Origin of the sequence: Patulibacter sp. NPDC049589 (assembly GCF_040675535.1) — a bacterium.
GTDB lineage: Bacteria > Actinomycetota > Thermoleophilia > Solirubrobacterales > Solirubrobacteraceae > Patulibacter.
Genome location: NZ_JBFAPC010000047.1, coordinates 1 through 26110 on the forward strand (window position 1 = coordinate 1; position 26110 = coordinate 26110).

At 74.4% G+C, this 26110-nt stretch carries 23 protein-coding genes and 1 riboswitch; of the genes, 12 read left to right on the forward strand and 11 right to left on the reverse strand.

Annotation, left to right across the window (positions count from 1 at the left end; all coding sequences use genetic code 11):
- The first annotated feature begins 213 nt into the window (after positions 1 to 213).
- Positions 214 to 633, forward strand: coding sequence for a hypothetical protein (locus AB0L40_RS11000; protein ID WP_364353536.1), 420 nt, complete (start codon positions 214 to 216; stop codon positions 631 to 633).
- 113 nt (positions 634 to 746) lie between these two features.
- Positions 747 to 2072, forward strand: coding sequence for a D-glucuronyl C5-epimerase family protein (locus AB0L40_RS11005; protein WP_364353539.1), 1326 nt, complete (start codon positions 747 to 749; stop codon positions 2070 to 2072).
- 116 nt (positions 2073 to 2188) lie between these two features.
- Here AB0L40_RS11005 and AB0L40_RS11010 read toward each other — a convergent pair whose 3' ends face one another.
- From AB0L40_RS11010 to AB0L40_RS11025, 4 genes are all read right to left on the reverse strand, one after another.
- On the reverse strand, positions 2189 to 3175 hold the full coding sequence (locus AB0L40_RS11010) for a hypothetical protein (protein ID WP_364353543.1): 987 nt from the start codon (positions 3173 to 3175) through the stop codon (positions 2189 to 2191).
- Positions 3176 to 3348: 173 nt separating this feature from the next.
- Positions 3349 to 4638 (reverse strand): hypothetical protein, encoded by a 1290-nt coding sequence (locus AB0L40_RS11015; RefSeq protein ID WP_364353546.1) that lies wholly within the window; start codon positions 4636 to 4638, stop codon positions 3349 to 3351.
- A gap of 1 nt (position 4639) precedes the next feature.
- The gene (locus AB0L40_RS11020; RefSeq protein ID WP_364353549.1) at positions 4640 to 7081 is read right to left on the reverse strand and encodes a DNA/RNA non-specific endonuclease; all 2442 of its coding nucleotides are present in this window, start codon (positions 7079 to 7081) and stop codon (positions 4640 to 4642) included.
- 186 nt (positions 7082 to 7267) lie between these two features.
- Complete coding sequence (locus AB0L40_RS11025; RefSeq protein WP_364353552.1) at positions 7268 to 8890, reverse strand: calcium-binding protein; 1623 nt, start codon at positions 8888 to 8890, stop codon at positions 7268 to 7270.
- A gap of 325 nt (positions 8891 to 9215) precedes the next feature.
- Here AB0L40_RS11025 and AB0L40_RS11030 point away from each other — a divergent pair, with 325 nt between their 5' ends.
- Genes AB0L40_RS11030 through AB0L40_RS11040 form a run of 3 tightly spaced genes read left to right on the forward strand, consistent with a single transcriptional unit; the run spans position 9216 to position 11913 of the window.
- A complete protein-coding gene (locus AB0L40_RS11030) occupies positions 9216 to 10403 on the forward strand; it encodes a TRC40/GET3/ArsA family transport-energizing ATPase (RefSeq protein WP_364353555.1) in 1188 nt (395 codons plus the stop codon).
- Positions 10400 to 10816: a hypothetical protein gene (locus AB0L40_RS11035; RefSeq protein WP_364353558.1), complete on the forward strand. Its 417-nt coding sequence runs from the start codon at positions 10400 to 10402 to the stop codon at positions 10814 to 10816. The genes AB0L40_RS11030 and AB0L40_RS11035 overlap by 4 nt, the downstream gene beginning before the upstream one ends.
- Entirely contained in the window at positions 10813 to 11913 is a 1101-nt protein-coding gene (locus AB0L40_RS11040; protein WP_364353561.1) for a hypothetical protein, read from the forward strand. Before AB0L40_RS11035 ends, AB0L40_RS11040 begins: the two co-directional genes overlap by 4 nt.
- A 62-nt stretch (positions 11914 to 11975) precedes the next feature.
- On the opposite strand, the gene AB0L40_RS11045 is transcribed toward AB0L40_RS11040, so the two are convergent.
- Positions 11976 to 12272: a hypothetical protein gene (locus tag AB0L40_RS11045; protein WP_364353564.1), complete on the reverse strand. Its 297-nt coding sequence runs from the start codon at positions 12270 to 12272 to the stop codon at positions 11976 to 11978.
- 129 nt (positions 12273 to 12401) lie between these two features.
- On the opposite strand from AB0L40_RS11045, the gene AB0L40_RS11050 reads away from it, so the two are divergent.
- Positions 12402 to 13304 (forward strand): MoxR family ATPase, encoded by a 903-nt coding sequence (locus AB0L40_RS11050; protein ID WP_364353567.1) that lies wholly within the window; start codon positions 12402 to 12404, stop codon positions 13302 to 13304.
- Positions 13305 to 13480: 176 nt separating this feature from the next.
- The gene (locus AB0L40_RS11055) at positions 13481 to 14878 is read left to right on the forward strand and encodes a VWA domain-containing protein (protein ID WP_364353570.1); all 1398 of its coding nucleotides are present in this window, start codon (positions 13481 to 13483) and stop codon (positions 14876 to 14878) included.
- Here the strand turns inward: AB0L40_RS11055 and AB0L40_RS11060 are convergent.
- Positions 14844 to 15026, reverse strand: coding sequence for a hypothetical protein (locus AB0L40_RS11060; RefSeq protein WP_364353573.1), 183 nt, complete (start codon positions 15024 to 15026; stop codon positions 14844 to 14846). The two genes, AB0L40_RS11055 and AB0L40_RS11060, sit on opposite strands and share 35 nt — an antisense overlap.
- Before the next feature lie 26 nt (positions 15027 to 15052).
- Here AB0L40_RS11060 and AB0L40_RS11065 point away from each other — a divergent pair, with 26 nt between their 5' ends.
- From AB0L40_RS11065 to AB0L40_RS11080, 4 genes are all read left to right on the forward strand, one after another.
- A complete protein-coding gene (locus AB0L40_RS11065) occupies positions 15053 to 15577 on the forward strand; it encodes a PaaI family thioesterase (RefSeq protein ID WP_364353576.1) in 525 nt (174 codons plus the stop codon).
- Between the two features lie 140 nt (positions 15578 to 15717).
- Positions 15718 to 16518 carry an ABC transporter ATP-binding protein gene (locus AB0L40_RS11070; RefSeq protein ID WP_364353579.1) on the forward strand — a complete coding sequence of 267 codons (801 nt, stop codon included), beginning with the start codon at positions 15718 to 15720 and terminating at the stop codon, positions 16516 to 16518.
- Positions 16515 to 17327: an ABC transporter permease gene (locus AB0L40_RS11075; protein WP_364353582.1), complete on the forward strand. Its 813-nt coding sequence runs from the start codon at positions 16515 to 16517 to the stop codon at positions 17325 to 17327. Before AB0L40_RS11070 ends, AB0L40_RS11075 begins: the two co-directional genes overlap by 4 nt.
- A gap of 116 nt (positions 17328 to 17443) precedes the next feature.
- A riboswitch (TPP riboswitch) is annotated at positions 17444 to 17551 on the forward strand.
- A 32-nt stretch (positions 17552 to 17583) separates the two neighbouring features.
- Positions 17584 to 18678 (forward strand): ABC transporter substrate-binding protein, encoded by a 1095-nt coding sequence (locus AB0L40_RS11080; protein ID WP_364353585.1) that lies wholly within the window; start codon positions 17584 to 17586, stop codon positions 18676 to 18678.
- Positions 18679 to 18742: 64 nt separating this feature from the next.
- Here AB0L40_RS11080 and AB0L40_RS11085 read toward each other — a convergent pair whose 3' ends face one another.
- Positions 18743 to 19855 (reverse strand): hypothetical protein, encoded by a 1113-nt coding sequence (locus AB0L40_RS11085; protein ID WP_364353588.1) that lies wholly within the window; start codon positions 19853 to 19855, stop codon positions 18743 to 18745.
- 141 nt (positions 19856 to 19996) lie between these two features.
- Positions 19997 to 20326: a hypothetical protein gene (locus AB0L40_RS11090; RefSeq protein ID WP_364353591.1), complete on the reverse strand. Its 330-nt coding sequence runs from the start codon at positions 20324 to 20326 to the stop codon at positions 19997 to 19999.
- A 168-nt stretch (positions 20327 to 20494) separates the two neighbouring features.
- Here AB0L40_RS11090 and AB0L40_RS11095 point away from each other — a divergent pair, with 168 nt between their 5' ends.
- A complete protein-coding gene (locus AB0L40_RS11095; RefSeq protein ID WP_364353594.1) occupies positions 20495 to 21796 on the forward strand; it encodes an aminotransferase class I/II-fold pyridoxal phosphate-dependent enzyme in 1302 nt (433 codons plus the stop codon).
- A 30-nt stretch (positions 21797 to 21826) separates the two neighbouring features.
- Here the strand turns inward: AB0L40_RS11095 and AB0L40_RS11100 are convergent, their stop codons facing one another.
- From AB0L40_RS11100 to AB0L40_RS11110, 3 genes are read right to left on the reverse strand one after another with little or no spacing between them, the layout of a single operon-like run.
- Entirely contained in the window at positions 21827 to 22408 is a 582-nt protein-coding gene (locus AB0L40_RS11100; protein ID WP_364353597.1) for a hypothetical protein, read from the reverse strand.
- Between the two features lie 12 nt (positions 22409 to 22420).
- On the reverse strand, positions 22421 to 23392 hold the full coding sequence (locus tag AB0L40_RS11105) for a hypothetical protein (RefSeq protein WP_364353600.1): 972 nt from the start codon (positions 23390 to 23392) through the stop codon (positions 22421 to 22423).
- On the reverse strand, positions 23389 to 26076 hold the full coding sequence (locus AB0L40_RS11110; protein WP_364353603.1) for an MMPL family transporter: 2688 nt from the start codon (positions 26074 to 26076) through the stop codon (positions 23389 to 23391). Before AB0L40_RS11110 ends, AB0L40_RS11105 begins: the two co-directional genes overlap by 4 nt.
- Positions 26077 to 26110: the final 34 nt, after the last annotated feature.

Consider the following 26110-nt stretch of genomic DNA (forward strand, 5'->3'; position numbering starts at 1 on the left):
GATCGCCTCGCGGGCGGCCACGCGGGCCGCGCGGCGGGCCTCCTTGCGGCGCTCCGTGGTGGGTCCGTCCGCCGACACGAGCCCCAGCATCGCAGGCTGCGGAGCCCTCCGGGCCCGCCGGAGCCGCCCCGGCGGGGCCTCCGGTCGGGCCTCCGGGGCGTCCGTCGAGCCCGATTCGCCCCCGTGGGGCCGCCGGTCGGGCACACTGGGTCGGTGGAGTCCGTGTTCGGGATCGTGATCTTCTCCGTGGTCGGGATCTCCGGCCTGATCGCCGTCGGCACGTTCCTCTTCGGCGGCCAGCCCCCGCACAGCACGATCGGGGGCAACACGTTCGCCCCGTCGGTCAACGACCCGGGCGTCGAGACGCAGGAGATGCGCGAGGACGACGTGCGGCAGATGCTGGAGGCCCGCAACCAGCGGCGGATCGCCCGCGGCGAGGCGCCCGCGGACATCGACGCCGAGATGCGCGACCTGCTGTCGACCCCGCAGACGCAGGCGGTCGACAGCGAGGTCCGGGCGGAGGTCGAGGCGATCGTCGGGGCCCGCCAGGCGCGCCGGCGCCGGCGCGGGCGGCCCGAGGGGGACTTCCAGGCCGAGGTCGACGAGCTGCTGCGCAGCATCGCGGACGTCTGAGGCGACCCCCGGGGGCGCGGACGCCGTCCGCTCCGCGGGACCGCGGACGTGTGACGGGCGCCCCGCACGGGAACCTGCGCGGCGCGGCGGGGGCCGCGCCTACCATCGCGGTCGTGTCCTCCCCCGCACCCGCCCGTCGCCGGCTCGCGCCGGCGGGACTGGCCGCGCTGACCCTCGCCGTCGCCGTCCCCGCCGTCCTGCCCGTCGCGACCCCCCTGGCCCCCGCGCCCGCCTTCGCGGCGTCGAAGGCGAAGAAGAAGCCCGCCAAGCCGAAGTACACCGTCGAGGGCGAGCTGCGCAAGCTGCGCACCGCCGGCAGCATCACGGGCAAGGACCTGTCCGCCTGGCGCACGCTCTACCGCGACGTGACCGCCCGGGCCAAGAAGGCGCCCAAGGGCACCGCGAAGACCGAGCTGCTCGGCGTCCTGCAGAACACCGAGACGATCGCCGCCCGCCGCGAGCTGACCGCGTCGATCGCTCCCAGCGTGTTCCTGACCCTCCAGGTCAACCGCGACTGGTGGGCGTCCAAGGCCGCGCCGGCGGACCGCTCGCGGCCGGTCGTCGACGGCAGCCCGCTGACGTGGCAGTACTACAAGGGCGAGGGCCTGCAGATCCAGTGGCTGGCGACCTTCGGGCTCGCCAACGCGCTCAGCACCACGACGACCCCGGCCAAGCTCGAGCAGCTGCGGACGATCGAGGACGAGGCGTTGCGGCTCGCGTCCACCCGCGCCGGCGGCCCGGCCTGGCAGTACCTGTTCGACTTCGGCGGCGGCGCCCCGCCGTGGGGCTCCGGGATGGCCCAGGCCACTGCGATGCAGTCGCTCGTCCGCACGAGCACCAAGCTCGGCGACCCGAAGTACCGCGAGACGGCCCTGAAGGCCGTGCAGCTGCTCCGCACGAGCAGCCCGACCGGCGCGAGGTACAAGCGGCCCGGCGGCGACCACCTGCTGCTCTACACGTTCGCGAAGACCCGGGTGCTGAACGCGTTCTCCCAGACCGTCTCGGCGCTGCACGAGATCTCCGCGGCCACCCAGGACCCGAAGGTCAACGCGCTCTACGTGCGCGCCGAGCGCGAGCTGCGGGCCGAGCTCCCGTCCTACGACCTCGGGAACTGGGCGCGATACAACATCGGCGGCGCGAAGGAGACCCCCAGCTACCACCTCCTCTCGCGCGACAACATGCGGACGCTCTGCCGCGTCCTGACCGCCGACGCGGGCGCCTTCGCGGTCGGCCAGCCCGTCGCCGGTGCCCAGCCGCCCGCCCCCGCGGGTCCGTACTGCGCGATGGCCGAGCGCTTCACGCGCGACCTCACGCTGACGCCGAACGGGCCGCCGGCGCGCTCGCGCAGCGTGGGCGGCGCCCGGCTGACCGTGGACACGACGGGGGCCGTCACGGACACCGGCGCGTCGGTCGCCGCCCCGGCGCTCAGCCAGCCGTAGCGGCCGCGGGCAGGAGTGGCGCCAGCGGCGTGTCCGCGCCAGCGGTGCCGGCGGACGTCAACACGCGCACGTCCAACGGGCCTGTGCGGGACGTACCCCCGAGCCGTGATCTGCCCTCAGCGCTGGCCGAGCTCGAGGATGGCCAGGACGCGTTCGAGGTCCTCGCGGCTCTTCGCGTAGATCCCGGTGCCGGCGTTCTCGGGGTCAAACTCGATGCGTGCGGCCAGTGCACGGTCGGCCTTGCGGAGCTTCCGCTCGGCGGCCTCAGCAGCGTCGTACTCGGTCTCGATGTCGTCATCCGCGGCCGCGTCGTGCAGCGAGCCGTAGACCTGCCACCCGTTGGGGTCAGCGAACGGCTCCCACGGGACCCGACGCTTGCGGGGCGCGTAGCGCTGGTAGACGGTCGGCGGGTGGTCGGCGTCACGGACCAGGTAGGCAGCGAGCGCCGGCTTCACCGTGTCGGGATCCCAGGCGTCGATCCGGATCCACGACAACTTGCGAGAAAGGCCCTCGAACGGCGGATCCAACGGCGACGGACCGGGACCCGCATGCCAGACACCCTCGAACAGGTCCAGACGATCCAGCTCCGGAAGATGACGCAGAAACGACAAGTCCACGCTCACCGGAGCATCCGGGTCGCCGTGGACGATCAGCGTGCGAAGACCACGCAGTCCTTCCCAGTCGATCGCCGACGCAAGATGGGGCAGCGTTTCGACGTCCTCCTCGAACGTCAAGATGAGCGCGTCGAGAGTTTCAGGGAACCTCAGGCCCTCAGGGTTTCGGATCCCGCACTCGCCGACCCCGAGATCCCGAAGCGCGGGGAGGTTCGCGACCGGACGCAGGTCGACGCTCGCGATCCCACCGATGCGCAACCGCTCCAGTGGGAGGCCGTCGAGGCCATCGAGGTGCACGTCCCCGCCATCCAAGAGGAAAAGCTGCCGCAGGTCCGGGAAGCGCTGCAGCACGCGCAACCCCTCAACGTCGATATCGCCGACCTTCCGCAGCTCCAAGCGCTCGACGGTGCGACGCCCAGGCGCGAGGTCATCGATCGGCCCGGACCAGATGTACCCGTTGGGCCAGGTGTCCTTCCGCAACGTGCCCATCTACCTCGCGCTCCCGATACCGAGGCATTCCCGGCCCTTCGGCGAAATGTGCCTCACACGCCGACCGTCCCACCCGTGGAACACGTAGGTCGTTCTAGCTGACCGGGAGCAGAGCGGAGATCGGCACGCCGTCGACCCAGTCCCGCGCTGCCGAGACGCTGGTGCTGACGACGTCACGCCCCGTCGCCGGGCGCGAACCGCACCGGATACGTGCTCGCGTCGAAGGCACCGAAGAGATGCGAGAAGACACCGGAACTCCCGATCGCCGCAACGATCAGTCCGCTTGGAGTGCCTGCAACGCGAAAGGCGGCGCGGTCGTCATTCCGTCGGGCGTATCCACTGGAATCCGCCGTCTGCCACAGCCAGAGCTCGTCATCGCCCGGATTCGGCGACAGGCTCGCCCAGCGAATCACGCGAACATCGTTCCCCGGGAGATCTGAGCGATCGGCAAACTCCAACAGCTCGTCTCCGGGCCAGCGGAGGATCTCCGCCGGGTCGCACAGCTCGACGTGCACTCCGGCGTGCGCATCCGGGTCGTCCGTCGCGAAGGTCCCGCGACCGTACTCGTCAATCAGAGCTCGGAGCTCGTCGGGCACCGTCCCGCCGAGCTGCGCTTCAACGGCGCTCCACGCACCATCCGTCCGAGGCCCGCTTGGTGGCGGGGCCAGCCGACGTAGATCGTCGATCGTCGCATCGGCCCGGGCGCTTGCGGCCTCGCCAGCGGACGCACCCAGCGCGAGAAGTGGGAGTGTGGCCGGCTCGTCCAGCGGTTCGTCGTTTGCCCGACTTCTCGTCCATGTCCAGCGACTGGGCTCCGGCTCGTCGACGGTCGGGTCCTCGTCATCGAAGTACCGCGGAGACACGCGAATCAGGCCGGGCTCAGGCTCGCGAGCCCGACCGTCCAGCCACGGACAGTCCGTCGCCCCGAGCAGAGTGCGCAAGACGACATCGGCAGGAGACAGCTCGAGCAACCAGTACTCAGGACGCAGTCGAGAGAGCACCACGACGGTGTCGCGCGCGCCCTCGTCGGCCGAGACGTACAGCGCGCCGGTCGTCGTGCTTCCGACACCGTCGACGGACGCCCAGCTGATCAGCGTCCTGCCCACCACCGAAGCCGCGAGATCGCTGAGGGTGCCGGGGCCGTCGGTCGGGCGCGAGACGCCCCGCAGCGTCCAGGTCGCGTCGAAGGCATCCCAAGGCGCAGAGGACACCAGCGCTCGGTCCTCGTCCTCGTCAACGGGAGACCGAAGGGACACGCCCACCAGCGAGACGACATCGTCGTCCGGGTCAGGGACGTCCAGGCGCGCAGCGTCGTACGTCTCGACCAGCGCGCGGAGAGCATGAGGCCAGCGTCCCCCACCTTCGATCATCTCCCAAGCAGGAAGCCTCCGCCACCCGTTCGGTGGAGGAGCCAGACGACGCAGCATCTCCAGCGCATCGCCGATGTCATGGCCCTTTCCCATCTCAGCATCCTCCAGCGCGTCGGAGCGTGCGACCGTCCCGCGTCGTGAAGCCGAGATCGCGGCTGAACTTCGTCGCCCCGTCGTTCATCCGGCCCCCGGCGAGCTGTACATATGCCCGGACATGTGCCGGGTACTTCCCGTCAGCGTTGTACTCGACTCGAACGTAGTAGACGAAGTGGGCGCCAGCCCGGCGATTCGCCTCGACGATTCGCCTGATCGGATCCTCGATTTGCGCGCGCATCCGGTTGTTGTCTGCCTGTGTAAGTGGGACGAGATTCCGCGGGTCATCTCCGTAGCCACCGAATATCGTGCCGATCAGGTGACCCGCCGTCAGCGGGCGACAGCGTCGGTCGCGATAGTCGCGAAGCAGTGGCACCTTCTCACGAGCGGTCCTGTCAACTTTGCCGTAGCGACGGACGGGTGAAACTGGGTCCCGCCCCTCTTCGACTACGCGCGCCCGCTCGCCACGCATTCGGGCGCCCAGCGCGCGACCAAGGGTATCGCGTGGCCACGCATCCATCATGGGCCATGGATTGCTCCACGCACTTCCGTCCTTCGGGCGGTGGATCGTCCTGTTGTTGTTCGGATACTTCGAGAGCACGTTTGTCGGCTGCTTCCGCGGCGCGCGACTCTCGTTGCCGGCCAGGCCGTTCTCGTAGTTCTGGGGGGTGTTGCCTCGGGATCCGCCGTTGCCGCTGCGTCCGGGGAAGTCAGCCTCGCGTTGAGCTTGGGTGAGGCGATTTCGCCCTTCCCAGTTCGGAGCGCCAGTCCGGGCACTGGGAGCAGACGGGATCCGCCCGCCCCCTCCGCCGGACGGCCGTTGCGGCCGCGACTGTCGCAGCGTCGCCTGGTTTTCGACACGGGCGTTTCCGGCCTTGACGAGCGGACGCAGACCAGGGTCAGGAAACCCGATGGCCTTGTCGAACACGAGCACGCCGACAGGACTGTTGAAGTCGATCCCATCCGGATCGTGAACGACCATCGTTCGCTGCACGCGCGCGAACCGGGACAGCGTCGCGTCTGGTGCCCTCAGCGAGCGAATCGCAGCTTGCCGGAACCGCGGCTCCGCGTCGGTTCCGCGGCGCGCAGCGGCCCGAGCCCGAGGCTCCCCGAACTCGTCGGTCGACGGCTCCCGGTTACCGGGCTCGTCTTCCTCTGCCGACGGGCCCGGGCCAGGAGCGGGCCAATACCGGACCACCACATCACCGAGACCGGCACCGTCGCTCGGGTCGCGGCCAGGCGAGAACGTGACTCGGATCCTCGTCTCGTCGATGATCGTGTAGTAGGCACCGGGGCCAATCCTGATTGGTGCCCGACGGTCGATCTTGAGTTGCGGTCCGACGGTGAACGTTCTGGTGTTGCCGGCGCGGTCGGTGACGCGGAGCTTGAGGCGGTAGCGGCCGTCGTGGTCGAGCTTGGAGAGGTCGACGGGCACCGTCGAGGAGGTCGACTTGCAGCCGCGGTCGCAGGGCGGGACGGTCGATCCGAGAGGGATGGTGGTGCCGGATCCGACGCGTTGGGCGGTCAGGTCGACGCGGCCGACCCCGGACTGGGCGTCACGGGCCCGGACGGTGACGGGGATGGTGTCGGAGCGGTTGGTCCACTTCCGCGCGATGGCGTTGAGCTGCCCGCCAATCGTGCCGGACGTGGGCTTGGTGACGTCGCGGCGCACGACGAGCGTCTTGACGGTCTGGTTGCCGGCGTGGTCCCAGACGGTGACGACGTAGGTGCGGTCCTTCGTCGAGCTGTCCGTCGCGCGGTCCGTTGCGGCGGCGGATGCGGTGGCGGGACAGACCAGGCCGCCTCGGCCCGTGGTGCGGTGGTCGGGGTCGCAGGACACGGTCGTGTCGTTGAGCGTCCGCGTGGAGGTGCCCAGTCGCAGTTGGGTGCGGATCCGCTGGATCCCGGAAGACGGGTCGGTCGCGGTGACCGTCAGCTTCTGCGCTCGGCGCTTGTTGACCCACCCGTCGTCGATCTGCGGCGCCGAGGCGACATCGACCTGCGGGTCGTCGGGGTCGTCGAGGGTCAACTCGACCTTGCCGATCCGGCCAAACGTCCCCGTTCCGGACGGGATGTTCGGGCAGGCGTACACGTCGGGCCCCGGCGGGTCGGGGTGGCAGACCGTGAACAGCCACGCCTCGGCGGTCGTACCGCCGCCGTCGGGCGGGGTCAGCGTCGTCGTGGGCAGCGAGTACGTGGTGGTCGGACTGGCCTGGTCGTACGCAGGTCCGAAGTCCTGCGACTTGTCGACGCCAGGAGCACCGAACAAGCGGACCCGCAGATACTGATCGTCGTTCTCGTTGCGGTAGCGCAACGTGGAGAACACGCCGTTGGTGATCCTGGACGCGCCGGGGACCTGCCACCGCACGATCGTCCCGGGCCCGCCGAACTGGCTTCCCGGATTGCCGTTGTCGTAGAGCCGGCCGCCGAGTGGTGCCAGCACCAGGCCGCGGCCTTGGGTGGCGCCGCCGAGCGATGCCTGGTACCACGGGCCCGCAGGCCCGGTCGGTGGCTGCTGCTCGTTGACCGTCCAGTTCTCGTAGCCGGTCGAGGCCCGGCCCTGCCAGTCGTACGTCGCGGTCCAGGGACGGGCCTGGGCGGACTGGGCGCTCAGGCTCGCCCTGCACGCTCAGTCGCGACAGACGGCCGTTGGTGGTGACGATGTCGCAGTCGCCGGCGACCGCATCGTCGCCGGACGCCTTGACCGTGTCGGTCCCGGTGCCGCAGAGCGCCCGGCTGCCGCCCAGGTCGCTGGACCGGCTGATCGCCGGCAGCACGATCGTGTCGGGTCCGGCGCCACCATCAGGGTCACGGCAAGGCCGGGGCCGGCGGTCAGGCGGTCGCCCTTCGGGCTGCCGGTCACGGTCTCCACGTCGGCGCGGACGTCGTCGTGCTCGCCGGCCTGTCCATCGTTGGCATCGCCGCTGCCGATCGAGACGTCGACCGGTCGGATCCTGCCGGCGTAGGTGACGGTGTCGTTGCCCTCCGCACCGGACAGGACGTCAGGGCCCGAGCCGCCGTCGAGGGTGTCGTCGCCGTCGCCACCGTCGAGGAGATCCGCAGCAGGGCTCCCGATCAGGCGATCGTTCCCGGACGAGCCGTGCAACTCGACCGGGCCCGGGCCGGCGACCAGTGTGTCGTCGGCCGGCGAGCCGACGACGACCTCGATGTCGCCGGCGACATCGTCGGCTTCGCCGGGCGTCCCGTCGTTGGCCACGCCGTCGAGGGAGACGGCGACGCCTTGGGTCGCGTCGTCGTAGGAGACGGTGTCGCGACCCGGGCTGCCGTCGATCTGGTCGGCGCCGGTTCCACCAGCGAGCGCGTCGTCGCCGTCGCCGCCGTCGAGCTGGTCGTTGCCGCCGTAGCCGTTGAGGACGTCGTTGCCGTCGCCGCCGCGCAGCGTGCCGCTCTGCTCGTCGCCCTCGAGCTGGTCATTGCCGTCGCCACCGTCGAGGAGGTCGCCGCCGGAGGTGGACTGCAGCAGGTCGTTGCCCGCGCCGCCGAGCACCTGGTCGGTACTGCCGCCGCCGTCGAGGTCGTCGGCGTCTGCGCCGCCGTCGATCTGATCGCTGCCCTCGTCACCGGTGATCCGGTCCTGACCCGCCGCGCCAGACAGGGTGTCGTCGCCGTCCGACCCGGTGAGCTGATCGTTCCCATCGCCGCCTTCGATGGAGTCGTTGCCGGCGCCGCCGTCGGCCTGGTCATCGCCCGGCCCAGCAACGATCGTGTCGGAGCCGAGATCACCGTCGACCGTGTCATCGCCCCCGCCACCGTCGATCGTGTCCTGGCCGGCCCCGGCCAGCTGCTGATCGTCGCCTTCCCCACCGGTCAACGTGTCGTTGCCCGCACCCGCATCGAGCGTGTCGTTGCCCGGACCGCCGTCGAGCAGGTCATCCGACGCACCGGTCGAGACCTGGTCGTTGCCCGCGCCGGCGTGGACCTCTATCGGAAGCCCCAGGTCGCCGACCGACACGGTGTCGTCCAGGTCACCGGTATCGATCACCACCCGTGTCACCCCGGTGCGTGAGCACGTGGCGGTGCCCTCGCCGTCCGGGTCGGTGCACCCGGCGCCCAGCGTCGCCACCGCGCCGGCCTCGTCGGTCACGATCAGGTTCCCGTCCGGCGCGACATCGATGTCGACGCGGTTGGCCTCCCCGGCCGCTGCGGTCACGCGCAGCGTGGACCCGTCGACACCCGCGTCCCAGGCCAACGCTGTGCCCGGTGCGCACCCGAGGGCTCCGCAGGCGACCATCGTCGCGACCGTCAGCCGGACGCGCTGCCGGCGAACCGCCTCTTGGGTCAGTGAGCGCGTAGAACGCGCACGCGCACGCAACGCGGTGGTCAAGACCCGGGACGTCCACACGCGGCGAAGGTCTACGTCACCGCTGTACAGCGCAAGCGGGTCACCCAGCCGTGTCGTGCCGCTTCGAGCCGGTGGTATCTACCCAGCACGCCGGTCCGCCGTCGTGGCCCGTGCGCACCCGCCGGTCGGACGCGTCGCCAGACGGTTTGAACGAGGTTCCTCGACGACGGGACCCCGAGCAACGCGGTCCGGGCGCGTATACGCTCGCGGGCCGATGGCCACGCGGATCGTGCTCTACACCGGGAAGGGCGGCGTCGGCAAGACGTCGGTCGCCGCCGCAACCGCCCGGAGGATCGCCGCCGGCGGTGCGCGCGTGCTCGTCGTCTCGACCGACCCGGCCCACAGCCTGGCCGACGTGCTCGACGCCGAGGTCGGCGCCGACCCGACGCCCGTCGCCCCCGGGCTCGAGGCGCTCCAGCTCAACGACCGGGCCGAGCTGACCCGGCACTGGAGCGCCGTCCGCGACTGGGCGTCGCGCACGCTCGTCGGCCGCGGCGTCGACCGGATCTCCGCCGAGGAGCTGAGCGTCCCGCCCGGGCTCGAGGAGCTCCTGAGCCTGCTGCGCCTGGTCGAGCTGCGCGACGCCGGCGACCACGACGTCATCGTCGTCGACTGCGCCCCGACCGCCGAGACCCTGCGGCTGCTGTCGTTCCCGGACCTCGCGCACTGGTGGCTGACCCGGATCGTCCCCCGTCAGGAGGACCTGCTCGGCACCGTCCGTCCGCTCGCCCGGGCGGTCCTGGACATCACGCTGCCGGACAAGACCGTCCTCGACGAGCTGGCCCGGATGATGGAGAGCCTGCTGGCGATGCGCGCGCTCTTCGTCGACCGCGAGCACGTCTCGATGCGGCTGGTGACGACCGCCGACCGCGTCGTGATCGAGGAGTCTCGCCGGACCTACACCGCGTTGGGCCTGCACGGGGTCGCCACCGACGCGGTGATCGTCAACCGGCTCTTCCCCGACGACGTCGGCCCGTACTTCGCGGGCTGGCGGGACCGCCAGCAGGAGCAGCTGGGCGGGATCGAGGACGCCTTCGCGCCGCTGCCGATCCTGCAGGCGCCGTTCTTCGACCGCGAGGTCGTGGGCGCCCAGGCGCTCGACCGCCTCGCGGACGCCCTCTACGGCGGCGTCCGCCCGGAGGACGTGCTGCACGTCGGGCTCTCGCGCGAGCTCGAGATCGACGAGGACGGCGCGCGGCTGCGAATCGCCGTGCCGCTCGCCGACCGGGAGGACGTCGCGCTGCGCCGCGCGGGCGACGAGCTGGTCGTCGAGGTCGGGGGCCGCAGGCGCGCCGTGCTGTTGCCGCCGGCCATCGCGCACTATCGTCCGACGGGTGCGTCGCTGCGCGACGGGGTCCTCGACGTGACCCTCCGACCGCCGGCGCCCCCCGAGTCCGCATGACCGCCCCCGCGCCCTCCGACCCGACCGACGACGCCGTCCAGGACCTCCGCGAGCGCATCCTCGCCACGAAGGAGGCCGCCGAGCGGCTCCACGCGCAGGCCGAGGACGCCCGGCGCACCGAGGCCGGCGGCGGCACCCCGGCCGGCGGCTGGGCGACGCCCGAGGACCGCAGCGCCCGCGCCGACGACGTCCACGCGCTCGCGGAGCTCGTTCGCGCGCTGCGCGAGCTCGTGCCGTTCGAGCTGCGCGGCCAGGTCACCGAGATCCTGCGCCAGCTCCTGATGCTCGTCCGCGCGATCATCGACTGGTGGGTCGACCGGCTCGAGATCGAACCGGGCGGCACGCCCCGGGCGGCGACGCCCGCGCGCCCCGACGCCGCGCCCCGCGTCGAGGACATCCCGATCGGCTCGTGAACGACCCCGCCCCCCGCTCCTCCCGCCGCCCGGCCAAGCAGCGCACCGGTCTGCTGCACGCCGTGCGGGCCCTCAGCGCCGCGCAGCAGCGGACCGCCGCCGCGGCGCTCGTCGTCCTCGTCAGCCTCGGCACCCCCTGGTACGCGACGCAGGTGTCCTTCCCGGGCAAGGACCGGGCGGTCGACGGCACGATGTCGGGGATCACGGCGTTCTCGTTCGTCGAGGCCGGCGTGCTGCTCGTCGGCGTCGCCGTGCTCGCGCTCGTCTGGGCCCGGGCGACGGAGCGGCGCTTCAGCCTGCCCGTCGCGGACGGCACCGTCGTCACCGCCGCCGCAGCATGGATCGGCGTCCTGATCGTCTACCGGCTGTTCGACCGGCCTGAGAGCAAGATCGAGAACGGGACGTCGACCTTGGTCGGGCTATCGTGGGGGATCTTCGCGAGCCTGGCGGCCGTCGGGCTGCTGCTGGCCACCGGCCTCGACCAGCGACGCCGGGACGCCGAGGTGCGGGCCTCGACCGCCGCGCCCGTGGAGGGCCCCGTGGTGGATCCCGAGGACCTCGTCGCGCCCGCCGGACCCTCCGGTCCCCCGGCGCCGGGTGGGCGACCGGCGTGGGACGGACCCGACCTCCCGGCCGCGCCGCGGTCGTCCCCGCCGGCCGAGCGACCCGCGTGGGACGGACCGGCCGAGCGCGCCGTCGTCCCGCGGCCGTCCGCCCCCGCCGAGCGCCCGCGCGAGAGCCGCCCGGTGTCGCGCTCCTGGTCCTTCGACGACCCGCAGAACCCCGCGCCGCCGCCCGGGGATCAGCCGTCGCGGCGCCGCCCGACGCCCCCGCCCCTCGGTCGCGGCGCCGCCGCCGCGGAGCTGCGCGACGCCGGGCTCGGCGGCGAGCCCCGTCGCCGGGCCGCGCCCGACACCGATCCCGATCGGACGCGCGTGACGCCGCCCGCTCCGCGGACGGACCGCACGCGGGTCGTCCCGCCGGCGCCGCAGCAGGACCGCACGCGCGTCACGCCGGCCGACCCGGTCCCGGAGCCCGCTCCGGACCCCGCCACGCGCGTCAGCCGCCGCGAGCGTCGCCGCCGCGACGAGCGCTGAGCAGCCCTCCGCGGGTCCACACCGAGGGCGCGGTGCCGCGCGTCGGCGCTGACCCGCGCCGCCTACGGGTTCTTGTCGACGCTGCGCTGGGCGTCGCGCCGCGCGTCGCCGATCGAGCCGTCCGCCGGGGGCAGCTGCGTCGGCCGGAGCGTGTCCGGCGCCGGGCCGGGAGCGTCCTTCCAGGCCCCGAAGCCGCCGATGATCATCCCGAACGTCGCGAGGAAGAGCAGCAGGATCCCGCTGGCCAGGAGGCCGCGGACCCGCGTGAGGTGCCCGAGGATCGCCAGCACCATCGCGACCGCCATGAGGACGACGACGGTCTGCGCGGGGATCGAGACCGCGAGCGGGAGCCAGGACACCGGCCGAGGATCCCACAGCCACCACCCCGCGTGCGACGGAGCGTCCGCCGACGCCCACGGCCCGGCCGACACCGTGTCGGCCGTACGCACCGGGGGCTCCCGGGGGCGGGTCCTATGATGCGGAGGATCGTGACCACCGCGCCTGCCACCGTCGACGAGCTCGCCGCCGCCCTGCGCGACGTCGGCTACCTGCCCGGGGCGCGAACCGCCCTGGTCTCGCACCTGGCGGTCCAGCTCGACAAGCCGGTGCTCGTCGAGGGCCCGGCCGGCGTCGGCAAGACCGAGCTCGCCAAGGCGCTCGCCGAGGTCCTGGGCCGCGACCTCGTGCGCCTGCAGTGCTACGAGGGCCTCGACGAGGCCAAGGCCCTGTACGAGTGGAACTACCGCAAGCAGCTGCTGGCGATCCAGGCCCGCAGCGCGGCGGGCGACGTCGGCGACGGGACCAAGGGCGTCGACGACGACGTCTTCGGCCACGACTTCCTGCTCGAGCGGCCGCTGATGCGCGCCATCGCGTCGCCGACCCCGGTCGTCCTGCTGATCGACGAGATCGACAAGACCGACCAGGAGTTCGAGGCGATGCTGCTCGAGCTGCTGTCGGACTTCCAGATCACGATCCCGGAGCTCGGCCGGATCGAGGCGACGTCGCAGCCGATCGTGCTGCTGACGTCCAACAACTCGCGCGAGCTGACCGAGGCGCTGAAGCGCCGGTGCCTCTACCTCTGGCTGGACTACCCCGAACTGGAGCACGAGCTGGCGATCGTCCGCGGCCGCGTGCCCGGGCTCACGGCGTCGTTCTCGCGGCGGCTGGTGGAGGTCATCGCCGAGATCCGCGCGCTGGACCTGAAGAAGCCGCCGTCGATCGCGGAGTCGATCGACTGGGCGCGCGCCCTGCTGCTGCTCGGCGCCGACGACATCGACCAGGACGTCTTCCGGGACACCCTGTCGGTGATCGTCAAGCACCGCACCGACCTCGACCTCGTCGCCGAGCGCGTCGGCCTGCGGCTCCCGCAGGCGGGCGCGTCCGCCGACTGAGCCGCCCACACCGACCGGCCTCTCCCATCTCCCCGCCGCCCGCTCGCCCCCCGAAGGCCCTGAGCCCGCGCCAGCTGCGGCGCGCGGCGATCCACGCGGACATCGGGGACGGCCCGGTCCCCGGCGGCCTGGCGGGCCAGCTCGTCGTCTTCACCGAGGAGCTGCGCGGCGAGGGGATGGCCGTCGGCACCAGCGAGCTGCTCGACGCCACCGTCGCGCTGGGCGCGATCGGGTGGTCCGCCCGCGAGGACTTCAAGGAGACGCTCGCCGCGACGCTGGCGAAGTCCCCCGAGGACCGGCACGTCTTCGACCTCGTCTTCGACCGCTTCTTCTTCCGCGCCGCCGAGCTCGAGGCCGTCCGTCACGCCGCAGCCGAGGCCGACCGGGACGCCGACCGCGCCGGCGAGCACGAGGTCAGCGGCGACGGCGAGGGCATCGACGGCGACGCGGAGGGCGACGGCGAGGCGAGCGGGCCGCCGGACCTCGACGCCGTCCGCGATCTGATCGCCCAGGCGATCGCCGACGGCGCGAGCGGGCAGATGGCCGACCTCGCGTCCCTGGCGATCGGCAGCGTCGGCGGCCGCGTCAACGACACGGGCGTCGTCGGCGTCGACGTCCAGCGGATCCGGCGCGCGCTGGACCTCAAGCCCGACGCCGACCCGGAGGCGCCCGAGGGCGACCCGCGGCGCCAGGGGCTCCCCCGCGAGGGCATCCGGGAGTTCGAGCAGGCGCTGCGCCGCGAGCTCGAGCGCCGCCGGATCCAGCGGCTCGGCGAGCTGCCCCCGGCCCGGGCGCTGAACCAGATGGACCGCGCGCTGCCGACCGGCGCCGGCCAGTCGCTGGCGGACATCCACCGCGTCGTGCGGCAGCTCAAGCGGCGGCTGAACACCCAGGGCAACGAGCTGCGCGGGCAGCGCCGGCGGACGCAGGTCGACCTGCGCGCCACGATGCGCGCGTCGCTGCAGACCGGCGGGGTGCCCGTCGTGGTGAAGGAGCGGGCGATCCGGCCGCGCCGGCCCGAGATCTTCGTCCTGTGCGACGTCTCGACCTCGGTCACCAGCGCGTCGCTGTTCTTCCTCTCGGTGCTGCACGCGCTGCACGACGCGTTCCGCAAGATGCGGTCCTTCGTCTTCGTCGAGCGGATCTCCGAGGTCACGGAGCTGTTCGAGCGCGAGCGCGAGTTCGAGAAGGTCTCCCGCGCGATCGCCCAGGACGCCGGCGTCGCGGACGTCACCGGCTACACCGACTACGGCCGCGTCTGGCGCGAGTTCCTCGAGCAGACGCAGGACGATCTCAACCCGCGCTCCACGGTGATCGTGCTCGGCGACGCGCGCACCAACGGCCGCGATCCCGCCGAAGCCGCGTTCGCGCAGATCGCCGAGCGCGCCGGACGGGCGTTCTGGCTGAACCCCGAGCCCGCGCTGTACTGGGACTACGGCGACTCCGTGATCTCCCGCTACGCGCCGTACTGCCAGGTCCACGAGTGCTGGACCGCCGACCAGCTCGAGGCCTTCGTCACCGCGCTGACCTCCAGCGCGGTCACCGCCCCGGGCCCGGGGCGACCGCCGCGCTAGGTCGGCGGGCGGTCCGACCGCCGACGCGGCGGAGCTTGGCCTCGACCGCCAGGCGGGTCGTGCCGCGCAGGCACTCGTCGTCGCGCTCCAGCGCCCGGTGGGCCCGCCCCGAGCGGTCGCGGGTGCGGGACGCCTCGGGTGCGCTCACGGGCCGCCACGGATAGAGTTCGTCGCATGACGGAACTGACGCCTGCGGGGGACGCCGCCCCCGTCGTCCGGGAGAAGACGATCACCTGGGAGGACCCGCTGGCCACCGCGGGCGCGGGCGCGGCCCTGTCGGGGCTCGAGTTCCTGCGGAAGGTCGCGGCCGGCGAGATCCCGCCGCCGCCGATCGCGCGCCTGATGGGCTTCGGCCTCGGCGAGGTGGGCGAGGGCGTGGCGGAGTTCGTCGGCACCCCGGACGAGTCCGTCTACAACCCGATCGGGATGGTCCACGGCGGCTACGTCTGCACCATGCTCGACTCCGCGCTCGGCTGCGCGGTGCACACGACCCTCCCGGTCGGCGTCGCGTACACCTCGATCGAGATCAAGGTGAACTACCTGCGGCCCGTCCACGCGAACGCCGGCGAGCTGCGGGTGCTCGGCCGCGTCACGAAGCCCGGCCGGCGGGTCGCCTTCGCCGAGGGCGACGTGCGAAACGCCCAGGGCCGCGTCCTCGCGACCGCCCAGAGCTCCCTGCTGATCATGGGGCCCGCCTGAACGGCGGGCGGCCGGGTGCCCCGGCCCCGTCGCGGCCGGCGAGCGGGACCGGGAGCGCGGTCGACCCGCGCCCCGGGCCCGGGGCGGGCGGCCGGTCCGCGGACGGGCCAGGACGGACGGGCCGGTAGCCTGGGCCGCCGGTGCAGGACGCGACCCTCCCGGCCCCGCCGGCCGCCCCCCTCGTCGCGCGCGGCGTCCGCCGCGCCCTCGGCGGCCTGCCGGTCCTGGACGGGGTCGACCTCGACATCGGCCCGGGCGAGGTCGTGGCCCTCGTCGGCCCGTCGGGCTGCGGCAAGTCGACGCTGCTGGAGCTCGTCTGCGGGCTCCAGGCCCCCGACGGCGGCGAGCTGCGGGCACATCCCGCGGCGCTGATGCCCCAGCGCGACCTGCTGCTGCCGTGGCTGGACGCCCGCGACAACGTCGCGCTGCCGCTGCGGATCGCCGGCACCGGGCGCCGCGAGGCCCGGGAGCGCGCCGGCGAGCTCCTGGACCGCGTCGGGCTCACCCGCTTCGCCCGCAGCCGCCCCGACCAGCTCTCCGGCGGCATGCGCCAGCGCGTGGCCTTTCTGCGGGCCCTGGCCACCGAGCGCGACCTGCTCTGCCTCGACGAGCCGTTCGGCGCGCTGGACGCGATCACGCGGGAGGACCTGCGGGGCTGGCTCGCCGACCTGCTGGACGCCCGCCCGCGCAGCGTCCTGCTCGTGACCCACGACGTCGAGGAGGCCGTGTTGCTCGGCGACCGCGTCGTCGTGCTGTCGCCCCGGCCGGCGCGGGTGACCGCGGTGGTCGGCGTGGCGGCGGCCCGGGTCGGACGCGATCCCACCGACCCGTCGCTGGTCGCGGCGCGGCGGACGGTCCGCGACGCGCTGCACGCGGCGATCACCGGCGACCGCGACCACGCCGCCGCCGAGCGGGACGCCGACCACGGGGGCGGCGCGTGATCGGCCCGTCCCGGGCCTCCCGGCCCCCGGGCGACCGCCGGCCCCTCCCCCGCGCGGTCCGTGTCCTGCTCGGCGTCGTCGGCCCGCTGCTGCTGCTCGGCGGGTGGCAGGCGTACGTCCGGCTCGCCCACGTCGACGAGATCCTCCTCCCCGCGCCCACCACCGTCCTCAGCTCCCTGGTCGACGACCGCGACCTGCTCTGGCACGCGTTCGCCCGGACCGCGCAGGAGATCCTCCTCGGGCTCGCGATCGCGTTGGTGGTCGGCGCGCTGCTGGCCGTGGCGATGCACGTCTCCCGCGTCCTGCGGGCCGCGCTGGGCCCGCTCGTGATCGGCACCCAGGCGATCCCGCTGCCCGTGCTCGCGCCGGTGCTCGTCTTCTGGCTGGGCTTCGGGCTGACCCCGAAGCTCGCCATCGTGGCGATCATCTGCTTCTTCCCGGTGACGATCGCGACCCTCGACGCGCTGGACCGCGTCGACCCGGAGCTGCCGCGGCTGCTGCGGACGATGGGCGCGTCACGCTGGCAGCTGATGCGCTGGGTCGAGCTGCCGGCCGCCCTGCCCGCGGCGCTGTCGGGGGCGAAGGTCTCCGTCGCGATCGGCGGGATCGCCGCGATCTTCGCGGAGTACGCGGGCTACGAGCAGGGCGAGGGCGGGCTCGGCGGCGTCATCCAGACCGCGCAGCTGAACACCGCCCGGGCCTTCGCGGCCGTCGCGATCCTCGCCGTCTTCGCCGTGGTGACCACCGGCATCCTCGCGGCGCTGCAGCGCGTCGTGGCGCCGTGGGCGCACCGCCGACCCGGCGCCTGAGGCCGGCCCCCGCGACCGGACGCTCCCCCGCGAGCCGGCCGCCGGCGGCGCGACGTCGCCCCGGGGCGGGTCGCGCGTGCGGCCCCGGGGACGGGCGAGCCGATACCCTCGACGCGTTTGGAGATCCGGGGAGTCCTGGCAGGGGCTGAGAGGGCGCCGGGACCGCGCCGACCCGACGACCTGATCCGGTTCATACCGGCGGAGGGAGCACGATGCAACGATTCGACGGACCGCAGAGCACGCCGGGAGCCGGCCGGTGACGCGCCGACCGCTCGTCCTGCTGGTCGCCGTGGCCGCGACCCTCGGGCTCGCCGCGTGCGGCGAGAAGCAGGAGAACCTCTCCGGCACCGACAAGCCGCCGGAGGCCAAGCTCTCCCTGCTGCTCGACTACCTGCCCAACGCCGACCACGTCGGCATCTTCCAGGCGCAGAGCAGCGGCGGCTTCACGAAGGCCGGGCTCGACGTCGACATCAAGACGCCGGACGACCCCGCCACGGTGCTCAAGCTCGTCGAGGCCGGCAAGGTCGACGTCGGCATCTCCTACGAGCCCGAGGTCCTGCTGGCCCGCGCCCAGGGCCAGAACGTCGTCGCGATCGCGAGCCTCGTGCAGCGGCCGCTGACGTCGCTGATCAGCCTGCCGAAGGCCGGGATCACCAAGGCCTCCGACCTGGAGGGCAAGAAGGTCGGTACCGCCGGCATCCCCTACCAGCAGGCGTACCTCGACACGATCGCCAAGACGGCCGGGATCTCCCCGACGTCGATCAAGCAGGTCGACGTCGGCTTCAACCTCAACCAGGCGCTGATCTCCGGCAAGGTCGACGCGACGCTCGGCGGCTTCTGGAACGTCGAGGGCGTGGAGCTGCAGCAGAAGAAGCGCGACCCGAAGATCTCGCCGGTGAACGACCTGGGCGTCCCGAACTACTCCGAGCTCGTGCTCGTGGCCCGCGGCGACACGCTGACGACGAAGGAGTCGTCGATCCGCCGCCTCGTCCGCGCGATCGGGCAGGGCTACCAGGCCGTGCGCAAGGACCCGGCGGCCGGGGTCGACCCGCTGCTGGACGCCAACAAGGAGCTCGACCCCAAGCTCCAGCGCGAGTCGGTCGCCAAGACGATGGACGCGTTCTTCCCCTCGGGCAAGGACGCCAAGCAGCCGTGGGGCTGGCTCGACACCGACGAGTGGGCCGACTACGCCCAGTGGATGCTGACCAACGGCCTGCTGAAGAAGCAGATCCCGCTGGACAACGTGGTGACCACGGACTTCCTCGCGGGCGAGGGCGCCGGCGTCGGCCGCAAGACCCCGGACGGCGCGGCGCGCCCGGACCAGAGCCTGCCGGGCTACAAGGGCGAGTAGCGGGGCGGGGCCTCGGCCCGCGCCCCGTGGCCGGTCGATCAGGCCGCGGGCGGCGACGCGTCGATCAGGCCGCGACCGGCTCCGGAGCCGGTGCCGCCGGCCGCACCGGCAGCCCCGCCTGCGTCGCGTGGCGCCGGGGTGCCGCCGGGGCGCCGACCGGCACGGTGCCGGACCCGCGCGACGCCAGGGCCTCCGGGCGCGTCGCCATCACGTGCACGGCCGCCAGCGCGCCCCACGGGGCGTAGCGGGCCAGCCAGGCGTCGACCTCGTGCTCCGGCACCCGCGCCCGCGGGTCCCCGGTCAGGATCCGCCCGAGCGCCTTGCGCAGGTTGAGGTCCCCCGACGGCGGCCGGTCGTCGCGGCCCAGCGCCTGCGAGGCGACGAGCGCGAGCGTCCAGGTGCCGATCTCCGGCAGCCGGCCGAGCCGCAGCAGGACGCGGTCGGGGTCGCAGCCCGGCCCCGCGTCGATGCGCCCGGAGGCGAGCTCGCGGGCCGCGCGGTGCAGGGCCGTGGCCCGCTTCGGCGCCAGGCCGCAGGCCTCGAGGTGGGCGGGCACGAGCCCGTGGGCGACGGCCGCGGCGTCCGGGGCGTCCCGCAGGCGCGGGTGCGTCGCGACGTCGGGCGCCCGCGCGGGGCCGTGGCGGGCGATCAGGCGGCGCTCGATCCGGACGGCGTCCTCGTAGGCGATGAGCTGCTCGCAGACGGCGCAGAGCAGGGCCTCGAAGACCGACAGGCGCCGGGAGGGCCCTAGCCACGGCCGGGTGCGGATCGACGGACCGATCAGCGGGTCGTCCCTGTGCGCGGCGACGAACGGCGACAGGTCGACGTCGACCCCGAGGGCGAAGCGCCAGCGCTCCAGCGCGGCCGCGGCGGCCGCCCGGGCGGTCTCGGCGTCCGCGCCGCGCAGGGGACCGTCCCCGCCGCGCGGAGCGCCGCCGGGGACTGAGCGGCCCGGCGCCCCGCGCCCCGCGGCCGGGCCGGCGTGCACGGGCCGGGCGCGCGCCCCCAGCACCACGCGGCCGTCCCGCAGCTGGGCGGCGCGCAGCAGCACGTCGTGGTCGCCGGCGCGGACGAAGCGGAACAGGACGTCGCCGCGGCGGCGCAGCAGGCCTTCCGCCGTGGGCCGCGGCAGGCGGTACGGGCCGGGTGGCCCGATCTCGGCGCGGACCTCGATCACGCGGGGCAGGCTACGCCGCGCGGCGGACGCCCGCGGCGGACGGGCGTCCTGCGGAGCGATCCGGCGCCCACGCGGGGGCCGGAGGACGCACGGGCTCCTGCCGGGGGCCGTCCGCGGTGGGTCGGCCGGCGCTCAGCCGCCTCAGCGGTCGCCGAGCAGGTGCACGTCGACGAGGAACCGGCGGGTGCCCAGGACGGGCGGCATGCGGCGGGCGTCGCGGCGGCCGCGGACGGCCGCGACCTTGTTGGAGACGACCGCGGTGGCGATCGCCCCGGCCACGAAGCCGGTGCCGACGACCGCGGCGGCGGTCGCTGCGACGACGGCCGGGTTGCGGCGCGCGATCTCGCGGACGTCCGCCCTGGTGGTGTCGATCGCGTCGTGCGCGGCGGGGGCGGCGGCCACCAGCTCGGCGTCGACGAGCTCGACGACGTCCTCGTCCTGGCCGTTCAGCGCGGGCTCGGGAGGCAGCACGCGTCGGAGGATAGCGGCGGCCCCGGTCGCCCCGGACGGCCGGCCCCGGGCGGCGCCGTGGGCCGGCCCGCCGGCCCCCCGGAGTGGCTCGGCCGTGCTCCGACGGCCGGCCGCGTGATCCGTCGCCCGTACCGTCGGGCGCCCTCCGGTGTACAACCAAGGAGCGCCATGACCGACTCCTCCGCCCCCGCCGCCCCCGTCGACGTCTTCGCCAAGGTCCGTGGCCACGAGCGGGCCGAGCAGCTCGCGGCCGCCCGTCAAGCCGACCTCCTGCCGTACTTCCACGTGCAGGAGAGCGCCGCGCTGCCGGTCGTGACGATGGAGGGCGCGCAGCGGATCCAGCTGGGCTCCAACAACTACCTGGGCCTGACCTCCGACCCGCGCGTGATCGCCGCCGCGCACGCCGCGATCGACCGGTACGGGACGGGACTGACGGGCTCGCGCCTGCTCAACGGCACGATCCCCCTGCACCTGGAGCTCGAGCAGGAGATCGCCGACTGGATGGGCACCGAGGAGGCGATCGTCTTCTCCACCGGCCACCAGGCCAACGTCGGCACGCTCGGCACGATCCTGCAGCCGGGCGACACGGTCGTGGCGGACTCCGGCGACCACGCGTCGATCCTCGACGGCTGCCTGCTCTCCAAGGCGAAGCTGCGCCCCTTCCGCCACAACAAGCTCGACAAGCTCGAGAAGCAGCTCCAGCGCGCCCAGACGGACGGCGGCGGCATCCTGGTGGTCGTCGACGGCGTCTTCTCGATGGAGGGCGACATCGCGCCGCTGCCCGAGATCGCGGCCCTCTGCGAGCGCTACGGCGCCCGGCTGATGGTCGACGAGGCGCACGGCGCCGGCGTCCTGGGTGCCCGCGGCGCCGGCACGAGCGAGCTGCTCGGCGTCGAGGACCGCGTCGACCTGCGGATGGGCACGTTCTCGAAGTCGCTCGCCTCCGCCGGCGGGTTCATCGCCGGGTCCCACGAGGTCGTCGACTACCTGCGGATCAGCTCCCGCGCCTTCCTCTTCACCGCGTCCGCCGTCCCGGCGGCCGTCGGGTCGGCGCTCGCCGCCCTGCGGATCGTGCGATCGGACGAGGGGCCGGCGCTCCTGGCGCAGGTCCTCGACAACGCCCGCTACCTGCGCTCCGGCCTGGAGGGCCTCGGCTACGCGGTGCTGCAGCCCCAGCGCGTGAACCCCGAGGGGGCCGTCGAGACGGACGTCGTCACCCCGATCGTCACGGTGACCGTCGGCGACGACTGGAAGGCCGTGCTCCTCTGGCGCGCGCTGTTCGACGCCGGCATCTTCGTCAACACCGCGCTGCACCCGGCCGTCCCGCCGGCCGGCGCGGCGCTGCGCACCTCCGTGATGGCGACCCACACGCGCGAGCACCTCGACCGGGCGCTGGAGATCTTCGCGACGGTCAAGCGGGACTTCGAGGCCGAGCACGGCGCGCTGCCGGGCCCGGACCTTCACCGCTGAGGCCCGCCCCGCTCCACCTCGACGTCCCCGTCAGACGCGGTACGTCAGGCCGCCGCTGCGCTCCTTGAACTTCAGGCGCAGCACGCGGAACATCCCCGCAAAGACGAAGATCGCCACGAACAGCAGCGGCCACTGCGGCAGGCCGATGTCGGCGACGTTGAGGATCAGGCCGAGCCCGACGGCGCAGACCATCGCCACGACGGCGGAGATCAGCGAGGTGTGCGAGCGGTAGCCGGCCATGTGCTCGCGGACGGCGAGCTCGAGCGAGCTGAGCACCAGGAGGGCGAGGCCGCCCAGGACGAGGCCGGTGCTCTGCGAGAACAGGCCGATCGCGGCAACGACGATGCCGACGAGGATCAGGCCCTCGGTGATCGGCAGCGGGTGCCAGATCGGCTTGGGGGCCTCGCTGCGGTCCGCCTTGACCGACGGGGGTCCCGGCGCCGCCCGGCGGGTCTCGCGGGCCTTCTGGGCGCGCTGCGCCTTGGTCACCTTGACCGGCTGGGGCTTCGGGTCCGGCGCGGCACCCGTCCCCTCGGCCTTCGGGGCGGCGCCCCCGGGGCCCGTGCGGGCGCGCTTGCGGGATCGACGCTTCTTGTTCTTCGGTGGGGCCACGGCGAGACGAGGCTACCTTCCCGACGGGGTCGAGTCGACCGTGGTCGCCGGTGGGGCCGCGGCGCGCGCCAGATCCTCCATGCCCCGGACGAGCGCCTCGGGCCGCAGCCGGCCGATGATCCGCTGGGCGACGGTGCCGTCCTGGCGGACGAAGAGGACCAGCGGGCAGGCCGGGGCGCCCAGCAGCGCGGAGAGGCCGCGATCGCGGTCGTAGGCGACCGGGAGGGTCCAGCCGCGGGCGCGCACGGTCTCGGCGGTGTCGTCGTGCTGCCCGAGGGTCGCCACGGCCAGGGTCTGCAGGCTCGGGAAGCGTCTGCGCGCCCGCTCCAGCTCGTCCACGGCGTCGACGCACTGGGCGACGCCGCGGCTGAACAGCACGAGCACCAGCGGCCCGCGCCGCAGCAGCGCGCACGACGTGATCGCCGAGGGGGTGGTGACCGAGCACGCGGCCTTGTCGCCCCGCTCGCCCTGGCCGTCGGCGTCCGCGAGGTTCACGTCGTCGTGCGCGAGCTTCGGCTGCGTCGCCAGCGGGGCCGCGAAGACCGGCAGGCGCTCGCCGGGCTGGACGTCGCCGCCGGTCGGCCCGCGGTCGCCGCCGAGCAGGGTCGTCAGGCCGGCGAGCACCACGAGCGCGATGCCCGCGACGGCCAGCCAGCGCACGCCGACGGCCTGCGCCCGCTGCGAGGCGGCCTCGGCGGCCCGACGGATGCGCGCGGACTCCTCGTCGGTGCGCGCCGGGGCGACGGTCCCGGAGCGCCGGCGGCGGCCGCGACGGCGGCCGGCGGGCACCGGCAGGTCGTCGTCCCCGGCCTCCGGGGTGTCGCCCGGCGCCGGGGCGTCGGCGGCCTCGCGGGCGTCGGCGTCGTCCTCCGGGAAGGCGAAGGGGTCTTCGGCGGCGCCGGGGTCGGGGGCGTCCGCGGCCTTGCGCGCGTCCGCGTCGTCCTCCGGGAAGGCGAAGGGATCCTCGGGGGGCTCGGTGCTCATCGCGGCTCCGTGGCGGGGGACGGGGTGGTGCGGCGCGCGGCGAGGCCGGCGACGGCGGGCAGGACGACGACGACCGCCAGGACCGCGACCGCGAGATCGAGGACGGTGATCAGGCCGAACTGCCGGAGCAGGGGGATGTCGGAGACCGCGAAGCCCGCGACGGTCGTCGCGGCCGACGCGCCGACGGCGCGCCCGGTCGAGGCGGCCGTGCGGGCGATCGCGACGGCGTCGGGGTGGCCGGCGGCACGCTCCTGACCGTAGCGTTCGACGAGCAGCACCCCGAACTCGGTGCCGATCGCGACGACGAGGGCGCCCAGAACGACCGAGAGGGGGTTCAGGGGCAGCCCGAGCAGCCAGGTCAACAGGCCCGACCAGCCCGCGGCGAGCGCGACGGGCAGGACCGGGACCAGCGCGCGGCGCCACGAGCGGGTCGCGAGCAGCAGCACCCCGCCGACGAGGACCAGGCCGGCCACGAGGGTCAGGACGCGCCGCAGCGGGGCAGAGATCGACGCGCCGGCCTGCCCCACCAGCACCGGCAGCCCGGTCACCGTCGCGGTGACGCCGGACGGCGGACGGGCGACCGCGGCGCGCACGCGGTCGAGCGTCCCCGTCTGCTCCTCCACCGATCCGAGCGGGATCCCGAACGACAGCAGCGCGTCGCGGCGGTCCGCGGTCAGCTGCGCGCCGACGAAGTAGTCCGGCAGCGATCCGAGCTCCGTCTCCGCTGCCGCGGTGGTGGCGATCCGCGCGGGGTCGGTGCCGCCCAGGAGCGTCCGGAACGGGACGCCGAGCGGGCAGATCCGCGCGCCGACGCAGCCCTTCGTCCGGTCGTAGCCGGCGTCGGCGAGGATCCGCGTGCGAGCGGCGTCCATCCAGGCCAACGTCTTCGGCGCGGCCAGGTCCCGGCCCCGGACGAGCACCTGCACCTCGCCGGACTGGCCGGTCGCCCGCTCGAGCGCGCGGACGTCCTTCAGCGCCGGCAGGTCGCCCGGGACGAGCCGCTGCAGGTCGGTCTCCACGGGCTCCCCGCTGCCCAGGGCGATCCCCGCGACGGCGAGGACGGCGCCGAGCCCGAGCACCGCCCGCGGCCGGCGGTGCGCGCCGATCACGAGGCGACGGACGACCGGGCCGGTGCCGATCCCGGGACCCGGCGGGGTCTCGGCAGAGACGGCGGGCGTCGCCCCGGACGGCCCGCCCTCGGCCGGTGCCGTGGCCGCGGGCGCTCCCGCGGGCGCGGCGCCGTCCGTCGCCGGCACGACGCTCGATGCCGAGGGCCCGGCGGTGGCCGTGGCCGCGCGGGACGCCCGCCGGCGCCCCCACGGTCGCCCCGCCCCCTCCGGGCGCGCGTGCAGCACCAGGCCGATCGTGAACGCCGCCCCCACCGCGAGCGCCACCCCGGCGATCAGGACGAGCGCGAAGCCCCGCACCAGCGGCGTCGGGGACGCCAGCAGGGCGAGGAAGCCGGCGAGCGTCGCCCCGGCGGCGAGCAGCACCGGCCGGCCGCCGCGGGCGACGGCGTCCCGCACGGCGTCGTCGGGCGTCAGGCCCCGCCGCCGGGACTCCTCCACCCGGGCGTGGAGCTGGACCCCGTAGTCGACCGCCAGGCCCAGCAGCACGGGCAGGGTCGCGATGGTGCCGAGGTTCACCGGGATCCCGAGCAGCCCGATCGCTCCGAACACGACCAGGACGGTGCCGAGCGCGAGGCCCAGCGGCCAGAGGCGCCGCCGCTCGGGGAAGGTCAGGGCGAGGACCGCCGCCATGACGAGGACGCCAGCGGCCAGGAGCGCCAGGAGCGCGGACTCCAGCTCGTCGGCGACCGCGCCCACGAGCACCGGCGAGCCGGAGACGACGTAGTCGCCGCCCTGCGTCAGCGCGAAGTCCTTCAGGCCCACCGCCCGGCGGACCAGATCAGCGGCCTTCCGGCGGTCGTCGTCGGACAGGCCCGGTCGGAGCCGCATCGCGATCAGCCCGGCGTCGGCGGTCGGGAAGACCGGCCGCAACAGCTCCGTGGGCGGCCCGTCGGCGGACCCGCCGAAGACGAAGCGGCGCACGAACGACGGGTCCGTCGCGGTGACGCCCTGGATCCCGAGCCCGTAGGACGCGGCGACCTGCTGGAGCTGCGCGGTCTCGCGGTCGAACGCCTGCTCGGCGGCCCGGCCGGCGGCGGCGACCTGCGCCTTCGACCGACCGGCGCGCGTCGCCGCGTCCTCCGCCGCCTGGACCTCCGTCCCCGGCCCCGCCTGGACCCGCTGCACCGTGGCGGCGATCTGCTCGTTGAGGGCCGTCGCGCCCGTCGAGATGAACGTCGCGGGCCCGTAGACGACCTGGGCGGCCCGCATCCGGCGCAGGCCCTCGCACGGGCCGTCCGCACCGCCGGGCAGGGCGACGGAGTCCGGCGTGCGGCCCCCGAGGCAGCCCTCGAGGGCGAGCACCTTCGACAGGTCGCCGGTCAGCGTGAGGTCCCGGGCGGACTCGCGCAGCAGGACGACGATCGCCTCGTCGCCGAAGCGCTCCGCCACGACGCGCTGGGCGCGGTACTCGGGCGAGCCGGTGCCGACGATCGTGCGCACGGCGGCCGACGTCCCCAGCTGGGCGACGCCGGCGACGGCGAGCACCAGGAGCAGCAGGGCGGCCGCCGCGACGCGCCGCGGCCGGCGCAGCGACCACTCGACGAGTCGGGTCATGCGGTCGCGAGCCTAACGACCGCGGGCCCGTACC